Source organism: Cyanobacteriota bacterium, assembly GCA_027618255.1.
In the GTDB taxonomy this organism is placed as follows: Bacteria; Cyanobacteriota; Vampirovibrionia; order LMEP-6097; family LMEP-6097; genus JABHOV01.
Genome location: JAQCFG010000039.1, coordinates 1 through 18,626 on the forward strand (window position 1 = coordinate 1; position 18,626 = coordinate 18,626).

19 protein-coding genes are annotated in these 18,626 nt (G+C 38.3%); 10 read left to right on the top strand and 9 right to left on the bottom strand.

The genetic code is table 11. The annotated features are described in order from the left end of the window. Both O3C63_06390 and dnaA read right to left on the bottom strand, forming a co-directional pair. A partial coding sequence (locus tag O3C63_06390; protein ID MDA0772555.1) for a hypothetical protein occupies positions 1 to 532 on the bottom strand: 532 nt, incomplete at its 3' end. A gap of 30 nt (positions 533 to 562) precedes the next feature. Continuing rightward, complete coding sequence (dnaA, locus tag O3C63_06395) at positions 563 to 2,020, bottom strand: chromosomal replication initiator protein DnaA (protein MDA0772556.1); 1,458 nt, start codon at positions 2,018 to 2,020, stop codon at positions 563 to 565. A 354-nt stretch (positions 2,021 to 2,374) separates the two neighbouring features. On the opposite strand from dnaA, the gene O3C63_06400 reads away from it, so the two are divergent. The 3 genes from O3C63_06400 to O3C63_06410 all read left to right on the top strand — a co-directional run bounded on the left by O3C63_06400 (position 2,375) and on the right by O3C63_06410 (position 4,910). Continuing rightward, positions 2,375 to 2,857 (top strand): hypothetical protein, encoded by a 483-nt coding sequence (locus tag O3C63_06400; protein MDA0772557.1) that lies wholly within the window; start codon positions 2,375 to 2,377, stop codon positions 2,855 to 2,857. A gap of 155 nt (positions 2,858 to 3,012) precedes the next feature. Then, positions 3,013 to 4,179 carry an acyl-CoA dehydrogenase family protein gene (locus O3C63_06405; GenBank protein MDA0772558.1) on the top strand — a complete coding sequence of 389 codons (1,167 nt, stop codon included), beginning with the start codon at positions 3,013 to 3,015 and terminating at the stop codon, positions 4,177 to 4,179. Between the two features lie 176 nt (positions 4,180 to 4,355). Next, positions 4,356 to 4,910 (top strand): hypothetical protein, encoded by a 555-nt coding sequence (locus O3C63_06410; protein MDA0772559.1) that lies wholly within the window; start codon positions 4,356 to 4,358, stop codon positions 4,908 to 4,910. On the opposite strand, the gene O3C63_06415 is transcribed toward O3C63_06410, so the two are convergent. The 5 genes from O3C63_06415 to O3C63_06435 all read right to left on the bottom strand — a co-directional run bounded on the left by O3C63_06415 (position 4,903) and on the right by O3C63_06435 (position 10,376). Further along, the gene (locus O3C63_06415; GenBank protein MDA0772560.1) at positions 4,903 to 6,288 is read right to left on the bottom strand and encodes a thiamine pyrophosphate-dependent enzyme; all 1,386 of its coding nucleotides are present in this window, start codon (positions 6,286 to 6,288) and stop codon (positions 4,903 to 4,905) included. The two genes, O3C63_06410 and O3C63_06415, sit on opposite strands and share 8 nt — an antisense overlap. Then, positions 6,288 to 7,430 carry a hypothetical protein gene (locus tag O3C63_06420; protein ID MDA0772561.1) on the bottom strand — a complete coding sequence of 381 codons (1,143 nt, stop codon included), beginning with the start codon at positions 7,428 to 7,430 and terminating at the stop codon, positions 6,288 to 6,290. Before O3C63_06420 ends, O3C63_06415 begins: the two co-directional genes overlap by 1 nt. 3 nt (positions 7,431 to 7,433) lie before the next feature. Further along, complete coding sequence (ald, locus tag O3C63_06425; protein ID MDA0772562.1) at positions 7,434 to 8,516, bottom strand: alanine dehydrogenase; 1,083 nt, start codon at positions 8,514 to 8,516, stop codon at positions 7,434 to 7,436. A 245-nt stretch (positions 8,517 to 8,761) separates the two neighbouring features. Then, complete coding sequence (locus O3C63_06430) at positions 8,762 to 9,079, bottom strand: hypothetical protein (GenBank protein MDA0772563.1); 318 nt, start codon at positions 9,077 to 9,079, stop codon at positions 8,762 to 8,764. A 271-nt stretch (positions 9,080 to 9,350) separates the two neighbouring features. Continuing rightward, complete coding sequence (locus O3C63_06435; protein MDA0772564.1) at positions 9,351 to 10,376, bottom strand: NDP-sugar synthase; 1,026 nt, start codon at positions 10,374 to 10,376, stop codon at positions 9,351 to 9,353. Between the two features lie 170 nt (positions 10,377 to 10,546). Here O3C63_06435 and sppA point away from each other — a divergent pair, with 170 nt between their 5' ends. Both sppA and O3C63_06445 read left to right on the top strand, forming a co-directional pair. Beyond that, positions 10,547 to 11,545: a signal peptide peptidase SppA gene (gene sppA, locus O3C63_06440; GenBank protein MDA0772565.1), complete on the top strand. Its 999-nt coding sequence runs from the start codon at positions 10,547 to 10,549 to the stop codon at positions 11,543 to 11,545. 297 nt (positions 11,546 to 11,842) lie between these two features. Next, positions 11,843 to 12,325: a hypothetical protein gene (locus tag O3C63_06445; protein MDA0772566.1), complete on the top strand. Its 483-nt coding sequence runs from the start codon at positions 11,843 to 11,845 to the stop codon at positions 12,323 to 12,325. On the opposite strand, the gene hisH is transcribed toward O3C63_06445, so the two are convergent. Beyond that, positions 12,322 to 12,957 carry an imidazole glycerol phosphate synthase subunit HisH gene (hisH, locus tag O3C63_06450; GenBank protein MDA0772567.1) on the bottom strand — a complete coding sequence of 212 codons (636 nt, stop codon included), beginning with the start codon at positions 12,955 to 12,957 and terminating at the stop codon, positions 12,322 to 12,324. The two genes, O3C63_06445 and hisH, sit on opposite strands and share 4 nt — an antisense overlap. Before the next feature lie 74 nt (positions 12,958 to 13,031). Between hisH and O3C63_06455 the strand changes: the two genes are divergently transcribed. Genes O3C63_06455 through O3C63_06475 form a run of 5 tightly spaced genes read left to right on the top strand, consistent with a single transcriptional unit; the run spans position 13,032 to position 17,999 of the window. Further along, a complete protein-coding gene (locus tag O3C63_06455; protein MDA0772568.1) occupies positions 13,032 to 14,798 on the top strand; it encodes a hypothetical protein in 1,767 nt (588 codons plus the stop codon). Between the two features lie 2 nt (positions 14,799 to 14,800). Then, positions 14,801 to 14,986, top strand: coding sequence for a hypothetical protein (locus O3C63_06460; GenBank protein MDA0772569.1), 186 nt, complete (start codon positions 14,801 to 14,803; stop codon positions 14,984 to 14,986). A 60-nt stretch (positions 14,987 to 15,046) separates the two neighbouring features. Further along, a complete protein-coding gene (locus O3C63_06465; protein ID MDA0772570.1) occupies positions 15,047 to 16,441 on the top strand; it encodes a UDP-glucose/GDP-mannose dehydrogenase family protein in 1,395 nt (464 codons plus the stop codon). Next, positions 16,438 to 17,379 carry an SDR family oxidoreductase gene (locus O3C63_06470; protein MDA0772571.1) on the top strand — a complete coding sequence of 314 codons (942 nt, stop codon included), beginning with the start codon at positions 16,438 to 16,440 and terminating at the stop codon, positions 17,377 to 17,379. Before O3C63_06465 ends, O3C63_06470 begins: the two co-directional genes overlap by 4 nt. A gap of 56 nt (positions 17,380 to 17,435) precedes the next feature. Then, complete coding sequence (locus O3C63_06475) at positions 17,436 to 17,999, top strand: hypothetical protein (GenBank protein MDA0772572.1); 564 nt, start codon at positions 17,436 to 17,438, stop codon at positions 17,997 to 17,999. Here O3C63_06475 and O3C63_06480 read toward each other — a convergent pair. Next, positions 17,996 to 18,626 (bottom strand): ABC transporter substrate-binding protein (locus tag O3C63_06480; protein MDA0772573.1); only part of this gene is annotated, 631 nt, incomplete at its 5' end. The two genes, O3C63_06475 and O3C63_06480, sit on opposite strands and share 4 nt — an antisense overlap.

An 18,626-nucleotide genomic window follows, 5' to 3' on the forward strand; every position in this document is an offset into this window, starting at 1 on the left:
CTACTCTTGCAATACAAAGATGTACTTCTCCAGGGTGCGCGCTCAGTGAGCTTGCAATTGAATATGCCCTGCCCAGTAACATTGAAGAATTGTCTATTAACTCATCACTTGTAATGATCAGACTCGGTTCTTCTGCCTTCAGTTCTTTAAGTAGATTGGGAATTGAATAACCATTAAATCTTTCCGCAAGAGCCTTAGCTTCATACTTGCCATTTGATTTTGTTTCAATTAATTTATAAAGTTTGTTGCTAGCTCTAGTGATATTGACGCTGGTTTTAAATCTATTAAATTCAGATTCTTTGTCTTTACTAAGTTCAAGCAAGCCAAATAATTTCATAATTAATCCGTCTTCATTTTCTGGACAAACATATAATGCATCACCGGGAAGATATTCAATTCCACTATTATTTAGGCAAATACTAAAGTGTCTGGTGTCTTTGCTTGATCCTTCGTTATTTAAACGGTAATTTTCTAGTAATTTTGTTAGATAAGGATTTTCTTTAGTGTATTTATCATGTGCCATAACAGTCATAGATATAATCTACCCATGTCTGAGGTTTTATTACACGATTTGTGACTTGATATCTTCAATTATTGAGCGAAGACCTGAGGCACTAGGTAGTTTGGATGAGAGTTGTTGTTCAATTACCTTGAGAGAGTGAATGATCGAACTGTGTTTACGACCACCAAAATACTCTCCAATTCTTGAATAGCTAATTGACAGTAATTTATAGCTTAAAAATATTGCGATATGTCTAGATTTACTAATATCTTGCAATCTACTCTTGCCGATAAGCTCCTTTGGCTTTAGTGAAAAATAACTTGCTGTAGCATCCGTTATTGCCTTAATACTAAGTCCCTTGTGTTGAGGCTGATCACCAATACCACCAAATAGTCTTGAAATTAATTCATCATCAAGCTCTTCTCCAGCAAAACATGTGTGAGCGTTGATTTGAAATAATGCAGATTCAAGTTCTCTTATACTATCTGGATATTTTCTTGCAATAAGCTCTTTTTGACAGTTGCTTAATTCAATTCCAGCTTCTTTAGACCTAATTTCTAGTATAGAGACTCTATCTTCAAAATTGGGGCTGTTAATCTGGCTCATTAAGGAGATTTTGAGCTTGTTTTTTAGGTTCTTTGAGATATTCAGTGATTCGAGCCTTTGTTGTGAGGCGATAATTACTCTTGCTCCTGAATTCACTAGAGATTCAAATGTGTATAAGAATTCTTCCTGGCAGGTTTTTTTGTTCTCAAGGAAGTGAAAATCATCAAACAATAGTAGATCCAAGTTACGGTATTGGTTTCTGAATTCTTGGGTTGTGTGCTTTTGTATTGCAATTATCAGCTCATTTGTAAACTCTTCAGCTTTGCAATATTTGATTCTAGTTGCTGGTTCTTGTTCTATTAACTCATTACCAATTGCGTTTAATATATGGGTCTTGCCTAAGCCAGGTTCAGATTGAATAAATAGCGAATTGTATAGACCACTTTGATTCAAGCTAGTTGCTCTTGCAAATGTAATAGACGCTTTGTTAAACCCCGATTCAGCCAAGTTCTCAAACGATAATTTTTTGTGTAATCTTGATTTGACCTTATTACTTGGTTTGAGAGCTGAATTTGGTAGTAAATCGGCAAAACTAGTTTGCACTTGTGAATTGGTCTCTTGAATCGGTTTTAGCTCTGGATCAATGATAATACGGATTGACATTGATTTGGCTTCGACTTCTTTAAGCGCTTCTAAGATATCTTTTTGGTAAGTCTGCATGATGAAGTTACGGGTAAAGTCATTTTTAACAGCAATTATGGCTTCATCATCACGAATGTCTTGCAACTGTGTTGGCTTGATCCAAGTCTCAAAACTAGGCTTTCTGAGTTTTTTTGATAATTGCTCAAGTACTTTAAGCCATATTGCTTGGTGTTCTGGATTTATTACTTTGGTATAGGGTTTTGGGCTTGTTTCCTGATTGACTTCATTTGAAATCGGATTTGCTATTTGTTCTATAAGTGTATTTGTCATGTGTATTACAATCAAAGCAGCTAGTGCTCTGGGCTTAAGGTCAAGTTTTGAAAATAGGGGCTATCGCCCATCCCTTAAAATCAGGGGGACTACTACTATAGCAATCCATCTCTGACTTTGTCTCTAAGAAATATTTAACTTGTAATCAATGCCATATACAAGTTTCCACTTGTATATATGACTCTACTTAACCTTGCCTTAACTTTAAAATTATAAATTATATACATGGTTAATAGATTGGGGATCAATCAGAATAACCCTTTTGCTTCGAGCGACAGGCCCGTTGTTAGAAACCTGCATTTAAAAAACACTGATGCATTATCATCACGTGTAAATGATTTAAAAAACAACACAATGAGACATTCTTCAAAACAAGGTTTTGTTAGTGATGTCGACGCACAAGAGATCGGAACGGTGCAAGGCATACGTTCCGCTAATAGAGATCAAAAGATATTTGGTAAAAAGCCTAGCCATCATAAACAAGGAAGCTTCGGAGATATTGTTGATGCTGTAATTGTTGAGGATCAAAAACCTAAACAAGAACAAAAATCTCAACCAAGATATGGTGACAATGATCCATGGGTGATGGCAAGTAAGATGCGTGTACAACGCAGTCAGGATGAACTTAAAGCTAAACCAAGTCCAGATCGGTCTCAACAAGAACAAATTGACAAACTTAGTCAAGAAGTAAATTCACTTCGTTCTGACTTAAATAAATTGATGGCGAAAAATGAACCGCCACGTCAAGCTCCTGGTTCTATGAATAGTCATAAGCATCACCCAAGACAACCTAGTTCTTTTGATAGAGGAATTGGTTATGAAATTGGTAACGGCTAGGAGCTTGTCATCCAGCCCAACTTTTTAGCTAGATTTACTCCAAAATATTAGGAACTCATGTTAAGTTGGGCTAGATGCCCAGCTCATAAAATCAATTGAATACTGCTGTAATTGCACGAGTTTAAACTTTCCTGTTATAGGTATATAATGTGATTATGCAGAAAATAAAACTGGTTGATTTTGCTGGATTAGAGAGCCTCTTGAGCTCGGAAGAAGTTTTGGTGATGAACAATACCAGGGACTTTGTAAATAAAGAAATCATTCCGATTATTGATGAGTGCTATATGCAAGCCAAATTTCCTGCTGAGCTTATCCCGAAGCTTGGAGCCATGGGTTTTTTGGGTGCGCCGCTTGAAGGGCATGGTTGTCCTGGGCTTGGCTATGTTGCTTATGGATTAATTAATATGATGCTAGAAGCTGCTGACTCAGCGATGCGTTCATTCAATTCAGTACAAACTTCTTTGGTGATGTTGCCAATTTCTGAGTTTGGAACCGAAGCACAAAAATCAAAATGGTTAGCTCAACTGGCAGCTGGCACGGCGATTGGTTGTTTTGGTTTGACTGAACCTGACCATGGTTCCAATCCTTCTGATATGGAAACTCGAGCTGAAAAAATACCGAATGGCTACAAACTCAATGGTGCCAAGATGTGGATCACCAATGGCTCTGTCGCTGATATAGCAGTCGTTTGGGCTAAGCTAGATGGCCGCATAAGAGGATTTCTTGTTGAAAAAAATAGTCCGGGCTTTAGTACTAAATTAATGACCAATAAGCATTCGCTAAGAGCTTCTGTAACTTCCGAATTGATTTTTGCAGATTGTATAATTCCTGAAACAAATTTATTACCGAAGACTGACGGACTTAAGTCACCGTTTACTTGCCTCAATTCCGCTAGGCTTGGAATCGCTTGGGGTTCTATTGGAGCGGCTATGGCTTGCTACCAGACAGCTCTTGACTATGCAATGACTAGAGTGCAATTTAATAATCAACCAATTGCATCGCATCAATTAATTCAATTGAGTCTGGCTGATATGATTTCAGAAATAACCAAGGCACAATTTTTGACCTTGCATATTACTCGCTTAAAAGAAAAAGGCACTATCAAGCCTGAGCATATTTCAATGCTCAAACGAAACAATGTTCGGATGGCATTAGATGTATCTAGAAAAAGTCGGGACATTCTGGGCGCCAATGGCATCTCCGCAGAATATCCCGTTATGAGACATATGTGTAATTTAGAATCGGTACTCACTTATGAAGGAACGGAGAATATTCACACTCTAATAATCGGCAAATCCCTTACGGGCATCTCTGCTTTTTAACCTTCTAGATGAAATACTTTTAATAAAACACGTCCCACCCCCCACAATTCACGCTTCTTATTCTTATTTTAATATTATCCCCTGAATGGACTATAAAATAACACCAAGATCAAGGTTTTTTATTAAAACTACTTAATCTTGGTAATCGGCTTGTGTTTTTAGATAAGATTGTGTTTATGTCTGTCACATCAAGTTCATCGCTAGTAAGTGATTTTGTTAAGAATCTTAAAACAAGTGACTTAGTTAGAACTGGACAGAGTTTTAGTAAAGCTCCAGGATCTAATAGATCAAGATCTATACTCAAAGAATTATCTGCTGCTTTATTACGAAATAATTTACTAATTCCTTTTTTAAATACGATGTTTGCCTTGTTGAGTGATGATTATAGAGCTGACCTTGATGCAATTACACAATTTCATGAATTATCAGCTCGGCATGATGAGCTAGCAGATATTTTAAATTCTAATGATACTAGTGTCTCAGACTTTAAAAGTTCAGAAACTCTGGTTGATGAACAAAGAGCTTCCAGTAGTTTTACTTATAATGATAATAGAAAAATACGATCTGTAACTATGTCTTATGTCCCTGATTTGAAATCTCAATCTATTTCTCTGATTAGAATAGACTCCGTTATGCCAATTGGACTTTATTCTGGTGATGTTGCCGCTGAGTCTAAACTAGAAGAAGTTCTTAAAGATATTTGGTTAAGAAACTATGAATCCATCAACTGATAGCTAAACCAATCCTCTGATTAACCACTTTGAGCATCTCAATACTAATCGATCTGCGATCTTTATTCATACCACGGTAATCATCACTGATGATTTGGAATTGATCTTTATTAGAGTTCCTGCGAAAGTTCCCTTTATCTTTACTAACGGAACTAGTGCGCCGCACCGTTCCGACCTTTTTTGTGTCGACATCACTAGCAAAACGGGGTTTTGCAGGATGTCTATTGAGTCCTCTTTGTTTGAGGTAAGTATCAAAAAGCTCTATAAGATTGGAATCAAGAATTAAAATAGATTCTTGATTTGAATTGATTATGTTTTCTAGGTAATTAGCAGCTCTTGTTAAACCATCTGCTGAGCTGATTAAAAGATAGTCTGGCACAGTAATTGCCGAGTACAAAATCTCAGCACTCGAGATTTTGATTTCAGTAAGCGAAAATCCAGTACTGATAGTCACCGGGTTATCGTTTTTTTGTACGACGTTGAGTCCCTGCTCAACAGCCTGCACTATAAATTGTTTAGAGGCAAATTGCACGCCCTCACCTGCCGAGCCGGAGACCACGATAGATATGGCTTTATCAAGTTTGTGACTAGCATTAACTTTGATTGTTTTGCGCGGGGCTTCAGTTTGGCTAGCTTGATAAACTGCCTTGTAGTTTTGGCTATAGGTTTTGCGGTCGTCTCTTTTGACAATCTCACCCATCACCCCGGAATCTATGCGTTCAAGAATTTCCGCTACGTCCGTTTTGCTCATTGGGTTCCATTTTGTTGCATAAGCTGTGCAAAGCTCGATAATTTCAATTAATGCAAAACCTGGATATTTAATAGCTTCAAGTATCGCTTGATCAAGATCTCGATCGGTAGCTAGTTTGCGTGAGATATACGGAGCATGCGCGGCTTCTAGTAGTTTGGCTATTTGCAGTGAAGGACTAAGATTGCCTTCCATGGTTGTTGCTGTTCTGAAGTGCTCTGGAGTGAGTCCAGAGTTTTGCCCGCCAGTCATGCCATAAACAAAGTTGTTATGCAGTATTACGGTGATATCACAATTGATCTTGGCTGCTTCAACTAGATGCAAGAGACCAATGGTCGAGCCGCCATCTCCTATCATCACAATATGCTTAGCATCATTATCAAAGAGTATTGTGTCAGCTAGTTGCATGCCTGTAGCTACAGCCGTACTTCTACCATGAGTTGTGTGAATTGTATTTGTTAAAAATAACTTGTCAACTAAGCCAACACAACCAATGTCTGTTACTAGATTTATTTTTGTTGGTTTCTCGCCGAGCAGTTCAAGTGCTTGACCTAGTGATTTATTAATCCAAGTATGCCCGCAACCATTGCAGTAAGGGAATTCTGGCAAGTCGACCATGTATTTGTACATTATTTGCAGCCCTCAATTATTCTCTCTGGCTCAATCAAGTCCGCTAGTGAATTCACTTTGATAAGTTCTTTGCCTTCAAGCAATGGTCTAATGATTTCAGCATACTGCCCTTGCATATTAACTTCTGGGATCACTACTTTGGAGCAGCCTTTAATGGCTTCTTTGATTGCAAAATCTGCAACTGGAAACAAACTAAACAAAGTCAAGTGATTTATTTTATGACCATCTTTTTGCAACTGGATAACTGCTTCTCGTGCTGAAAGATCAGAAGCAAGGAAACTAATAATGGCTACTGTGGCTCCGCTTTCTTTATCTAGTTTGTAGCTACTAAAGTGCTTTTTGTTTGTTTGGATTTTGGCAGCAAGGTGTTCTATTACTTCAAAAACCTCTGCTGAGTTTTTTAGTAGTCGTCCGGCCTTGTCATGGGTTGACGCTGTTGCTACTACACGATCCTCTAGTCCAAGACCTGTTGCTAGAAACTCCGGCACTTCCTCCAATCGATTAAAGTCATAAGTCTTAAAAGACTGATCGTTATCAGGACTTCTTTGTTTACGATTTACAATTATCGACTTTGCTTTAATCTCGTCAAGTGTGTTTACGCTGATATTTGTCGATGACATAATGATATCTTTTTCAGTCAATAGAATTACCGGACAGCGGTATTTCTCTGAGCAATTAATTGCATTGATTGTGGTTTCGTAGCAATTCAGAATTGAACTTGGCGCAAAGACCGGAATTTCATAACCGCCAGATATCAAGTGTTGTACAAAACTAATATCACCTTCGGCTGATTGAGTAGCAGCTCCAGTGCTAGGACCGAGTCTTTGACCGTGTACGATCAAGAGAGGAGTTTCTGTGGCGAAAGCATAACCAATATTTTCTACCATCAGTGAGATTCCAGGTGCAGAACTTGCTGTCATTGCTTTGGCGCCGCGCATGCTTGCTCCAATGCACATGCAGATTGCTGAGATTTCATCACTGGTGCCAATAGCAAGCTTGCCTTGAGCTTGTAATTTACTGAGCATGATTGAATAGATACTTGAAGCCGGTGTTATCGGATAACCAGCAAAAAAATCAACTCCCGAATCCATTGCTGCTCTGGAAATAAGTTCAGCTCCTGTTAGTATTTCTTGTTTTGACATGGCTTAGCTTAACTCTATTAATAGTTTGCCTCTTGAAACATTAAGACCTTTTTTGAAACCAGGATCATCATTTAATGCTTCCATGCCTTTGTCGGCTAGTCTAATTAAATAAGGCATGGTTGAGTTGCAAAGTGCATGGGTACTGGTGTTGGGCACTGCGCCAGGCATATTGGCTACTCCATAATGAAGCACATTGTGCTTAATCTTGATTGGTTCATCATGTCTGGTTACTTCACTGGTCTCAATGCAACCACCTTGATCAACTGCAACATCTACAATTACTGAACCATAACGCATTTTGCGTACCATATCTTCCGTGACTAGCATTGGTGCTTTTTTGCCGCTGATTAAAGCTGCTCCAATTACCAAATCGGACTTAATTATCGCTTCTTCAATTGAAGCTGATGTACTATAAATGGTAGTAACTCTACTGCCAAACATGTCATCGATTTTGCCAAGCGCATGAATGTTTTTGTCAAATATATGTACGTAAGCTCCCATGCCCACCGCGATTTTAAGTGCTGCATTACCTACGATGCCAGCTCCAAGAATTGTGACGGTTGCTTGCGGTACACCTGAAGCTCCGCTCAAAAGTATTCCACGACCTGGATGTCCTCCTAGTGAGGATTCTCCTCTCTCTAAGAATCTTGCTCCTAACTGCACTGACATTCTTCCTGCGATTTCTGACATTGGTTGCAAAAGAGGTAAACGACCAAGATGATCTTCAATTGTTTCGTAAGCAATGCAGTGAGCTCCTGTTGCTTCAAGTCCTGATACTAAGTCTGGATCAGCAGCTAAGTGCAAGTAGGTAAAAATAATTTGTCCTTCACGGAGCATTTTTATTTCTGAACCAAGCGGTTGTTTAACCTTGGTTATGATATCCGCTTTTGCAAAAATTTCTTCTGCTGTATTAATGATTTGTGCGCCGTTTTGTATATAATCTGCATCATGAAAACTACTACCGATACCCGCCTTGGTTTCCACCAGGACTTTGTGTCCTAATTCAGTTAGAGTCCTTGCCCAAGCAGGTGTTATTGCAACTCTACTTTCGTTTTGTAGTATTTCTTTTGGTATACCTATTTTCATGTTAGTGGAACCCTTTTCTCAAGTCTACTCTAACATTATTCCCATTAGTTCATTAGACTCACTTCAAAAGTCGGAATTATCCTTAAAGCAACTTGCAACATTAGAGTTCTTTCGAAACCCATAAATGGGTCCGAAAGAACTCTACCAAAATCTTCGATTTTGGGTCTTTTGTAAGACCTCATTACACGAAACCTTCGGTTTCGAAAGAGGTCTATTCGTTGTGGTTGCTATCCTTATCTGTTACGTTAGGCATTGGTAATTTGTTTGATTTCACTCTCATCAAGTTCAAAAATTACTTTGTTTGAAACAGATTTCTTTGGCTCTGCAAAGCGTGGTGTTTGGTTTCTTGATTCTTCAGACTCTTCATTATTTAGCTTATGTTTAAGACCCATCAAAAAGTTTTTCATCTCTGACTCTTCGCTATAGTTAGATTTGTTTCTACTGTTGGAATTATCTCCGGTTGCTAGCTTTTTTTGAGTGGCCTGTAAATCGAAACTTCGCTTCGAAACTGGTCTATTGCTAGCTTGTGATGATATTGGATTATTGTTGTTTTTATCTGTCATTGAACCTTGTCCGTCATTTCGATTTTCTCCGAACCCTCTCTTGATTCTGAGTATATATAGCCTTAATCACGTAGGTATTTACAGAAAATTACTTAATCGCACCTTAATAAACAAAAAGCCCCCTTTTCAGGAGGCTTTTGATGTTTAAAAAGTAGACACAACCGCTATAGATCGAAACCCATAGCGGGGGGGATTCTTGTGTCTATATATTATATTACTATATTAGATCATCAAAAAGCAAGTATAAATGAAGCAGCTGTATTAAAAATCCTTAATCTAGCTTAGCTAAGACCATGTTGCTTATAGCTTCTGATGATTCTAGCTTGTAATTAGGACCAATTATTGAGTCTTTAATCACAGAACCGTCTGGAATCTCAACATTGTCCCAGATTACTGAATTTTTGATACGGCTATTGCCTAATATCCTTGCTCCTGCACCAATCTCGTTATTGCCTTCCAAGTCAGCATCTTTACTGATATATGCTTTGCTACTAATTGATTCACCGAGATCCAAGTTGACTTTGCTTGTTGCTAAGTCATTCAAGCTTTGTAGATATTGTTCTGGTGTCCCAAGATCTGCCCAGTAAGAATCATCTGCTACGGATATTGCTTGGATATATTCTCCTTGCTCTAAGAGTTTTGGAAATAAATCCTTGGCAACGTCATAGACAGCAACTTCGCTGGCATTTGGGATGAAATCATAAATGCGTGGTTCGAAAAAATATACACCAGTGTTTGCCCAGTTTGATAGTGCATCCTCTGCTTTGGGCTTTTCTTGAAACTTGACGACGCGGTTTGGGCTTTCACTCTCTGGATTTAATAATGAATCTGTTACGATTACTCCAAAATGTGAACTATCTTCTACTTGCATTTGTGCAATTGTGGCAATGCAATTATGCTTGGCTACCGCTGCTTTGTGCTTCTGATAGATGTCTGTTAGATCAATGTCTGTGAGGGCGTCTCCCATGATGATACAAGCTGTTGATTGTTTCAAGAAATCTTCACAACGCTTTATGCCACCAGCAACTCCACTGAGTTTTTCTTCGTAGATAAATTGAATGTCAATGCCATGTTCTTCTTTGACGTTTTTGAAATGATCATGAATTTGATCAGCTAAATAATGAGTGTTTGAAATTATGTCGGTTATGCCATGACTCTTGAGTAACAGAACTATATGATCCATCACTGTCCTTCCGCCTATCTTGATAAGTGGTTTAGGGATTTTATCACTTAATGGCTTCAAGCGTGAGCCAACTCCTGCTGCTAAAACCATTGCTCTGATTTTGTCTTTAATCATCGTTAATAAATTTAGCATAAGCTAGTGCTTTTGTGTATTTTCTTAGACTTGTTTCTGTTTTTACATCAGCTCTAAGCTATAATCTCAAATAGACATCACTAACAAAGCGAAGTTTTGCTAGTGATGTCGACAAAATAATGTCGGAACGGTGCTAAGCACTAGTTACGTTAATGAAGAAAAAAGGAGCTTTTGCTGAAAGTCTAATAACGATGAACAGTTTAACTAAAGTCAAAGAGTCAATTATTGCAGCAAGCCTAGTTATTTTTTGCTTATTGAGTTTAGTTCTTGGACTTTATCTCATAAAGAAAAATAATTCAGAAGATAACTCTAAATCTGAAATCCTAAGTCAACTTCGTTCTGATCGAGTCGCTGTGATTGGGCTTGAAGGAATGATAATGGATAGTTTTAAATCACGAAGCCCTTTTTCTAGTAGCCTCAATATTGCCTATGTCAAAGATCAATTAAATAAAGCTATCGAAGACAAAAAAACCAAAGCAGTTTTGCTGCGCATGAATAGTCCAGGTGGCACGGTTGCAGCGAGTCAAGAGATTTATCAATTAGTACAAAAACTCAAAGCTATCAATAAACCCGTGATTGTCTCGATGAGTGATGTTTGCGCTAGTGGTTGTTACTATATTGCAAGCGCAGCCGATCACATTGTTGCTAACCCTGGTACGCTGACTGGAAGTATTGGTGTAATCAGCTCATCACTTAATTTCAAAGGACTACTGGACAAACTAGGAATTATGGATCAGACATTTAAAGCGGGTAAGTATAAAGATCTTGGTTCTCCAACACGTCCATTGACTCCTGAAGAAAAAACAATATTGGATGCTTTACTTGCTGATAGTTATGATCAGTTCCTTGATGATGTTGCAGCTGGCAGAGCTATTGACAGAACAGAACTTGAATCCATTGCTGAGGGTTTGGTTTACACTGGACGTCAAGCTCTGGCAAAGTCATTAGTTGATGAGTTAGGTTCCTACTCGGACGCCCAGCAAGCTACTCGTGATATTTTACAAAACCAATATTCTTATGATGCTAAAGACATTAAATTCGTTGAGACTTGGAAGATGAATAAGCTATCTGGACTTGAGGACATGTTAGATCTCAATATTTCTTCAATGTTGAGTAATTTGAATTTTCAAACTTTGTGGATGATGAATTAGTTTGCTTGTTGAAATCACTTGCCAAACTTCGCTTTGCAGGATGTCTATTATGCTTAGGTTAAGAACATTTTGGGACATTTAACCGTCTCTTAACTCAAATAGCGCCATATTTTTGCTTTTTATAATCAAGGCAAAGGTTTGCTATAATAGAGTTATCAGGACTGGGCAAACCCATCCTTAATAACTCTAGCAAAAATTGTTTTGCGTATTGTTCAATAGAACTGATTACGCTTAAGCAAAACTTTTGCAACAGGTCTTAAAGACAATATCAACATCGGTCTTTTCTGGGTCAAATAAATGTTAAGTGAAACACAAAAAAAACTTAGAGATATAAGTAAAGCTAGTTCAGAACTAGACTCTAAGTACAATATCAGAGCTCTTGAGTCTAAGTATGACAAGGATAGAGTAGTTGAGCTTTGGGCTAATTTGACAATGATTCAACAGATGCGTGGCAATAGTCACTGGACTGATGAATCAACAAAGTCAGGTCTCAAATGGAACGAGTATATTTTTAAACTAATCAAAACAAGAGCGTGTCGTGTGATTGTCTTTGAGACGGTTGAAGAGATTTTTGGATTTGCTTATATGCAAATTGCGCCGCTTGACGCTAATAACCCCAAACGCAAAACTAAAACCAAAGCAATCATCAAGGAGCTTTACCTAGAACCAGCTTATAGAAAGCAAGCCAGAGACATGGAAATGGCTGAAATGATGCGTGATTGTATCAATGATATGGGTATTGACTTTGTAGAATTTGATGTTCAAGATTTGGATATCTAGTGTCTCATAAAATTCTCTAATAACTGCAAACCCACTTCCCCACTCTTCTCTGGGTGAAATTGACAAGCAAACAAGTTTTTACCATTCCAAATATGACTTATAAACTGCTCCCCGTAATCTGTCGTTGCTTTGGAGTAGCCAGTTAGTTCTTGATTATCAACTCTATAGCTATGGACGAAATAAAAGTGGGCATCTTGAGCAATGCCTTTAAATATTGGGTTCTCTGGGTTGTGGTTATGAACTGAGTTCCAGCCCATGTGCGGGATTTTAATTCCAGGCTTTTGATCAAACTTAGTTACATCTGCCGCTATAATTCCCATTCCCTTCACGATATCGCCGAAGCTCGCTGTTTCGGTAGAAGATTGAAACAAAGCTTGCATGCCAACACAAACAGCCAATACCGGTGTATCTTCTTGGATCTTTTTGATCAAAACATCGTAAATCCCAAGCTCTTGAAGACTAGTGATTGCTTTAGCAAAACTACCTACTCCTGGAAAGACGATTTTGCTTGCTGATTCAATGACTTTGGGGTCTGAACTAAGCTGGGTGCTTGCACCTATGGATTCAAGAGAGTTATTGACGCTAAAGAGGTTTCCGCCGTTTTTATAATCAATAATTACTATCTCTGTCATTGCTTTTCTCATTATAACTGATCGTTAACCTGGAGATGCTTTTATGTATTTGTTGAGGGACAGGAGAGGGGCAAATGGCAAATAATATAACCAATTTAAATATATTAACTAATGCTAGTGCTAACCTTGCACAGCGTCCTAACACTGTCGATAACAATCAAGTTGTTAATCGTAGACTACGTGCACAAAATTCTATTAATAGTGCAAGAGGCGGAATGCAACGTGGTATTGGAGCTAATTCAAGAGTTGCAGGAACTCAAGGAACTTCAGCTCTACGTAGAGGATCAAACTCCACTAGAAGAAACACTAATACTAATACTAATTTTGCAACTCAAGCCCCTCGTGCAAACCAACCTAGCCCACTATTAGGCTTACCAAATTATGATCTTCCAAGCCCATTCACCACAGTTAATTTTGCAGATTCATCTCTATTAGAAACTGGATTTAATGACCAAGGTCAATTACTTGAGGTACTAGATAGAGCAGACGGTACTAGTCGTGAATCATCATTTGCGTTTTTTCCTAAGGGAGCTGATGGTAAACCAGGTGGTCACAGAGTTTCAACTACTGAGTTTGATGCAAACGGAACAGCTCAATCATCATCTACTATTTCTGTTTTGATTAATCCAATTGCTGAAGGTGTGCTTAGTGCCACTACTCTTGATACCACTGACCCACAAAATCCAATTCATATTTCTAGTTCAACTCTAACAGCTACCAATGTCACTAATGACAACGGTAGACAGTTGTTTAACTCAAGTACCAACTTTGCAGATGGCTCATCTGAAACACAAACTCATCAAGCTCTTGCAAACACAAGTACAGGTTATGATGCTGGATTCACTAGTGGCTACCAGTCAACTATTACAACTATAGCAGCTGACTCTACAGCTTCTAGTAGAACCCTTGAAACGAAGTCAGTTACTGATGAACAAGGCTTTAGAATCACTACGGTAAGTGACATAAGTGACATTGCAAATCCTGTTTTGATTTCTACTGATAGAAAGCCTGATCCATTTGTTTTAGCTGAAAGACCATTTGGCAAGCAATTAAATGATTACATGAATCATATAGACCAACAAGGTTTCTTGGATCTGACTGGCACGGGCAGTGCTAAACCAGAAACTGATTTACTTTTGATTCACCGTTACAATAAAGGTGCTCGCGGAGCTGATTTGTTTACTGATATCGACATGAACGGTGCAACTAAATCTCAAGCTGATATTGAAGCCAAACTTGCAGAAGGATTTGCGAGAGGAATTTATGATATTGATGGTACTGGTACTAATGACAAAATCAATAATGTAGCAAACCCGGCAAACCCAGTTGATGTATATGATATAGATTTTATGGCAAGATACATGATGGGCGCTAGGGGCACAGCTTTGACTGATACACGCCCTGCAAATAATGATTCAATAGAAATTGCAGCAGATGGTTCAAATATAATTGCAATGCAAAGTGATTCACCACTACTCGCTGAGATGCAAGAGATTTTTGGTGTAGATGGTATTAGTCTTAGTAGTGGAGACAATGAACTCAATCTATTTTATATAAATTTAAGTGCGGAAGCAGGCTCAAACAGTTCGAACATACTTGGAACACGTCCAGTTCAAACTCAAGCCGAGGGAGGTCGAAGATTTCGCGGAGTCACAGGAGGTGGGTCCGGTCATATAGTTGCTGGTAGAACAGGCAACCGTACGATTACTAGACATGATGATACCAAATCTGGATTAGGATCAGGATTGGGATCAGGATTGGGATCAGGATCGAATGCTATACCACTTGGACAGGTAGTTGATCCAACTAAATTTGGTTTATCAAGTCAAATATTAGGATAAATATGATTAAAGAACACAAAATTAAAATAAATTATGATGTTGTTGACGCAGTAGTTGTTTCTTCTTCAAATGAAACGATTGTAACTAAAGTAAAGCTACACAAAATGGTAGCTAAGCCACAAACTACAGTTATTAAGAAAAACCAACAAAACGGCGTGAACATCAGAAGCATGAATTTCATTGGATAACGACGGTTTAGGAGCTTGTAACTCAGCCCCAGCTCCCAATTCTGTGATATATTATGCTCTATGCGTGTAAGTGTAATAGGCACAGGCTATGTAGGTTTAGTAACAGCGACGTGTTTTGCGTTCCTTGGACATGATGTAGCTTGCCTAGATATCAATGAAAAAAGAATCGAAGACCTTAAACAAGGTAAAGTACCGATTTATGAACCTCATTTAGAAGAATTATTAATCGCTTGCAAAGCAAAAAACAAATATCCGATTTTTTCTACTGATGCGTGCGAAGTGATCTCACACGGTGAGTTTATATTTATTGCTGTTGGAACCCCTCCTCAAGCTAACGGTGAGCCCAATCTTGAATACCTTAAATCTGCTGCTGAAACTATCGGTAGATATATGCAAGATGGAGCTATTGTAATCAATAAGTCAACTGTCCCTGTTGGTTCTGGTAATTGGGTTGCAATGCTTGTTGAGAATGGAATTGCTCTACGTGCTACTGATGCCAGTAAACATACAAGTACTTTAACCAAGCTTGATTTTTCAGTTGCTTCCAATCCTGAGTTTTTGAGAGAAGGTTCTGCGATTGCTGATACTTTATATCCTGATAGAATAGTTGTTGGTTCTGATAATCAAGAAGTTGCAAATAAACTCAAAGGACTTTATCGTGTTTTAAGTGAACAAGAATTTGAAGCGCTAGATTTTTGTCCGAGACCAGAGAATTTTGGCAAAGTAGAAGTGATTTCTACTGATATCACCAGCGCTGAAATGATTAAATATAGTGCTAATGCTTTCCTTGCCAGCAAAATTAGTTTTGCTAATCAAATGGCCAATATCTGTGATCTTGTTGGAGCAGATGTTCTTGAAGTCATGAAAGGTATTGGTAGTGATGAGCGTATTGGTCATCGTTTCTTAAATGCTGGAATTGGCTGGGGCGGTAGTTGTTTTGGCAAGGATGTAGATGCTTTGATCAAGATTGCTGAAGAATATAATTACAATCCTGAGATGCTCAAAGCAACCAAAAAGATAAACTATGCCCAGCGTGATTTGGTAATCAAACGCTTGCAAGAGCATTTGAAAATCATCAAAGGCAAAAAAATCGGATTACTGGGAATCGCTTTTAAACCAAATACAGATGATCTACGTGATGCGCCGGCTCTTGATATTGCAGCAGCCTTAATCAAGCTTGGGGCAAGAGTTGTAGCAACCGATCCTATCGCAATAGAGAATTGCAAAGTACAAAATCCAGGTTTCGAGCTTAGTTATGTCAATAATGCATGTGAGCTTGCCGAGGGACTTGATGCTTTGATCCTTGTGACTGAGTGGCAAGAATACCTTGATCTTGATATGAAAGACCTTCTTGCTAGAATGAACGGTAATCTCTTTATCGATGGACGTAATCAATACTCACCATCAAAGATGAGAGAGCTAGGTTTTACCTATATTGGAATGGGAAGAGCATGAACAAAACCATCCTAATCACTGGTGGTGCGGGTTTCATTGGATCACATCTTGCTGATCGTCTTATTAAAGATGGCAACAAGATCATTGTGCTTGATAATTTAGTTACGGGAAGAACAGCCAATATTGAGCACTTACTTAAAGTGCCTGGATTCAAGTTTATTAATCACAATGTTTCTGAGTTTATATCAATTGAAGAAGAGCTTGATTGGGTTATGCATTTTGCTAGTCCAGCTTCTCCAGTTGATTTCAAAAAACTTGCTATTCCAATTCTCAAGGTAGGTTCATTGGGCACCCACAACGCTCTTGGTTTGGCTCGTGAAAAAAACGCCAAATTCTTTTTGGCTAGTACCTCTGAGGTTTATGGTGACCCTTTAGTGCATCCGCAACCAGAAAGCTATTTTGGCAATGTAAATCCAATTGGACCTCGTGCCGTTTATGATGAGTCCAAACGTTTTGCTGAAGCCATCACTATGGCTTATTATCGAGAGCATAATATCGACACCAGAATTATTCGTATCTTTAATACTTACGGTCCGCGCATGAGAGTAGATGACGGTAGAGTTGTTTGTAGTTTCTTATCCCAGGCACTTGCAGGTAAAGACATAACCGTATTTGGTGATGGCTTACAGACTCGTAGTTTTCAGTATGTCGATGATTTGATTGAAGGAATTGTGCGCTTGATGTCAGTAGATTTCCATGAGCCTGTCAACCTTGGTAATCCTCATGAATTTACTATGCTTGAACTGGCTGACAAGATCAAGAAAATTGTTTCATCTGATTCAGGGTTGATATTTGCGCCATTAACAGAGGATGATCCTAAGCGACGCAAGCCTGATATTACAAGAGCCAAGCAGTTACTTGACTGGCAACCTAAGATTGAACTAGAACAAGGACTTGCTATGAGTATTGATTATTTTAAATCGCTGCAGCAAGCTTAAGCATTTTTAATTATAATTGCTTGAGAGCTTTCAAGACAAGTGTTAACATTGCCCATATGGTAGCAAATACGGTTAGTAGAGTTCGTCCTGAAGCAGATCAAACAGTTTTAACAAATGGACGAGTGGTTTTACCAAAAATTGAACCTAGAACAAATGCAAGACATGAAGGTTGGTTGCTGGCACAAAAAGCTCAGCCGCAAGATGTTGACAATTTTATTGATTACTTAAGTAACAGACCTGAAGTAGAATCTGTATCGGAATTAATGAATACTATTCTTGAGCCAGAACAAATTGATGCTTTAAAAGATGCAAAAGCTGAGATTGATAGTTTGGGGCATACTGGACTAGAAGCCAAAATTGAAATGTCTAAAGCAATGCTCAAACTTGTTAGTGATGCTCAGGCTTATCAAATTTTTGAGGCTATGACTGAAGAGCTAACTGGTGAACATGCTAATCATGATAGAGTAATGTCTGAAATTGAAATCTATAGAAATAAACCAACAGCAGAAATTATTGATAGTTTAGTTGTTCAGTTGGATGAATCAGCTTTAAAAGGGGATCTAACAGCAGAAAAGATTCCGTCACAAGCAAAACTAGCAGATCCAATTCTTGTATCTTAACTTTTATAAGACAATAATATATCAATTGATTTTAAATCATCTTCTGTAAGAGCAACTGTAGATTGGTTTACGTACATATTGATATATTTTGCTGCTGCATTATCATCGAGATTATTATTAGCAAAGTTACGTGAGTATTCTAGTACTTCTTCAAAGTTATCGAGTCCCCATTGAATTGATTCTTGAAGTATTGAATCAATTGCTTGGATAGTTTCTTCACCGAGGTCACGGTTGATTACGTTGCAACCAAGTGGCATTTGCAATTGATATTTTTCAAACCACCACTTGCCAAGATCTATAATTAGTTTGCAATCATGTTCTTGGTATTTGAGTTGAGACTCGTGTATCAAAAGCGAAGCGTCTACTTGATTAGATTCTAGTAAGTCAAAGACTTCGTTATATGAACAAAATTGATATTGTGGTTTAAGTTTTGGCTGATTTAGTTCTAAATATTTTTGCAAGACTAGAAACGCACTGGTGAATTTACCTGGCACGGCAATCGTTAGTTGCCTATTGCCCATTTCCAAATCCCCATTCCCTGACTTGGTTACAAGTCTCGGTCCATAATCCTTGCCTGCCATCGAAGCGCCAGCTCTTAGGATTTGGAACTGGTCTTTGATGTAGTGA

Coding starts and splice junctions, on each gene's coding strand:
- O3C63_06470 (MDA0772571.1), top strand. CDS start 16,438: ATGAACAAAACCATCCTAATCACTGGTGGTGCGGGTTTCATTGGATCA.
- O3C63_06415 (MDA0772560.1), bottom strand. CDS start 6,288: ATGTACAAATACATGGTCGACTTGCCAGAATTCCCTTACTGCAATGGT.
- O3C63_06445 (MDA0772566.1), top strand. CDS start 11,843: ATGTTAAGTGAAACACAAAAAAAACTTAGAGATATAAGTAAAGCTAGT.
- O3C63_06400 (MDA0772557.1), top strand. CDS start 2,375: ATGAGACATTCTTCAAAACAAGGTTTTGTTAGTGATGTCGACGCACAA.
- O3C63_06405 (MDA0772558.1), top strand. CDS start 3,013: ATGCAGAAAATAAAACTGGTTGATTTTGCTGGATTAGAGAGCCTCTTG.
- O3C63_06430 (MDA0772563.1), bottom strand. CDS start 9,079: ATGACAGATAAAAACAACAATAATCCAATATCATCACAAGCTAGCAAT.
- O3C63_06455 (MDA0772568.1), top strand. CDS start 13,032: ATGGCAAATAATATAACCAATTTAAATATATTAACTAATGCTAGTGCT.
- hisH (MDA0772567.1), bottom strand. CDS start 12,957: ATGACAGAGATAGTAATTATTGATTATAAAAACGGCGGAAACCTCTTT.
- ald (MDA0772562.1), bottom strand. CDS start 8,516: ATGAAAATAGGTATACCAAAAGAAATACTACAAAACGAAAGTAGAGTT.
- dnaA (MDA0772556.1), bottom strand. CDS start 2,020: ATGACAAATACACTTATAGAACAAATAGCAAATCCGATTTCAAATGAA.
- O3C63_06420 (MDA0772561.1), bottom strand. CDS start 7,430: ATGTCAAAACAAGAAATACTAACAGGAGCTGAACTTATTTCCAGAGCA.
- O3C63_06465 (MDA0772570.1), top strand. CDS start 15,047: ATGCGTGTAAGTGTAATAGGCACAGGCTATGTAGGTTTAGTAACAGCG.
- O3C63_06475 (MDA0772572.1), top strand. CDS start 17,436: ATGGTAGCAAATACGGTTAGTAGAGTTCGTCCTGAAGCAGATCAAACA.
- O3C63_06410 (MDA0772559.1), top strand. CDS start 4,356: ATGTCTGTCACATCAAGTTCATCGCTAGTAAGTGATTTTGTTAAGAAT.
- O3C63_06460 (MDA0772569.1), top strand. CDS start 14,801: ATGATTAAAGAACACAAAATTAAAATAAATTATGATGTTGTTGACGCA.
- O3C63_06435 (MDA0772564.1), bottom strand. CDS start 10,376: ATGATTAAAGACAAAATCAGAGCAATGGTTTTAGCAGCAGGAGTTGGC.
- sppA (MDA0772565.1), top strand. CDS start 10,547: ATGAAGAAAAAAGGAGCTTTTGCTGAAAGTCTAATAACGATGAACAGT.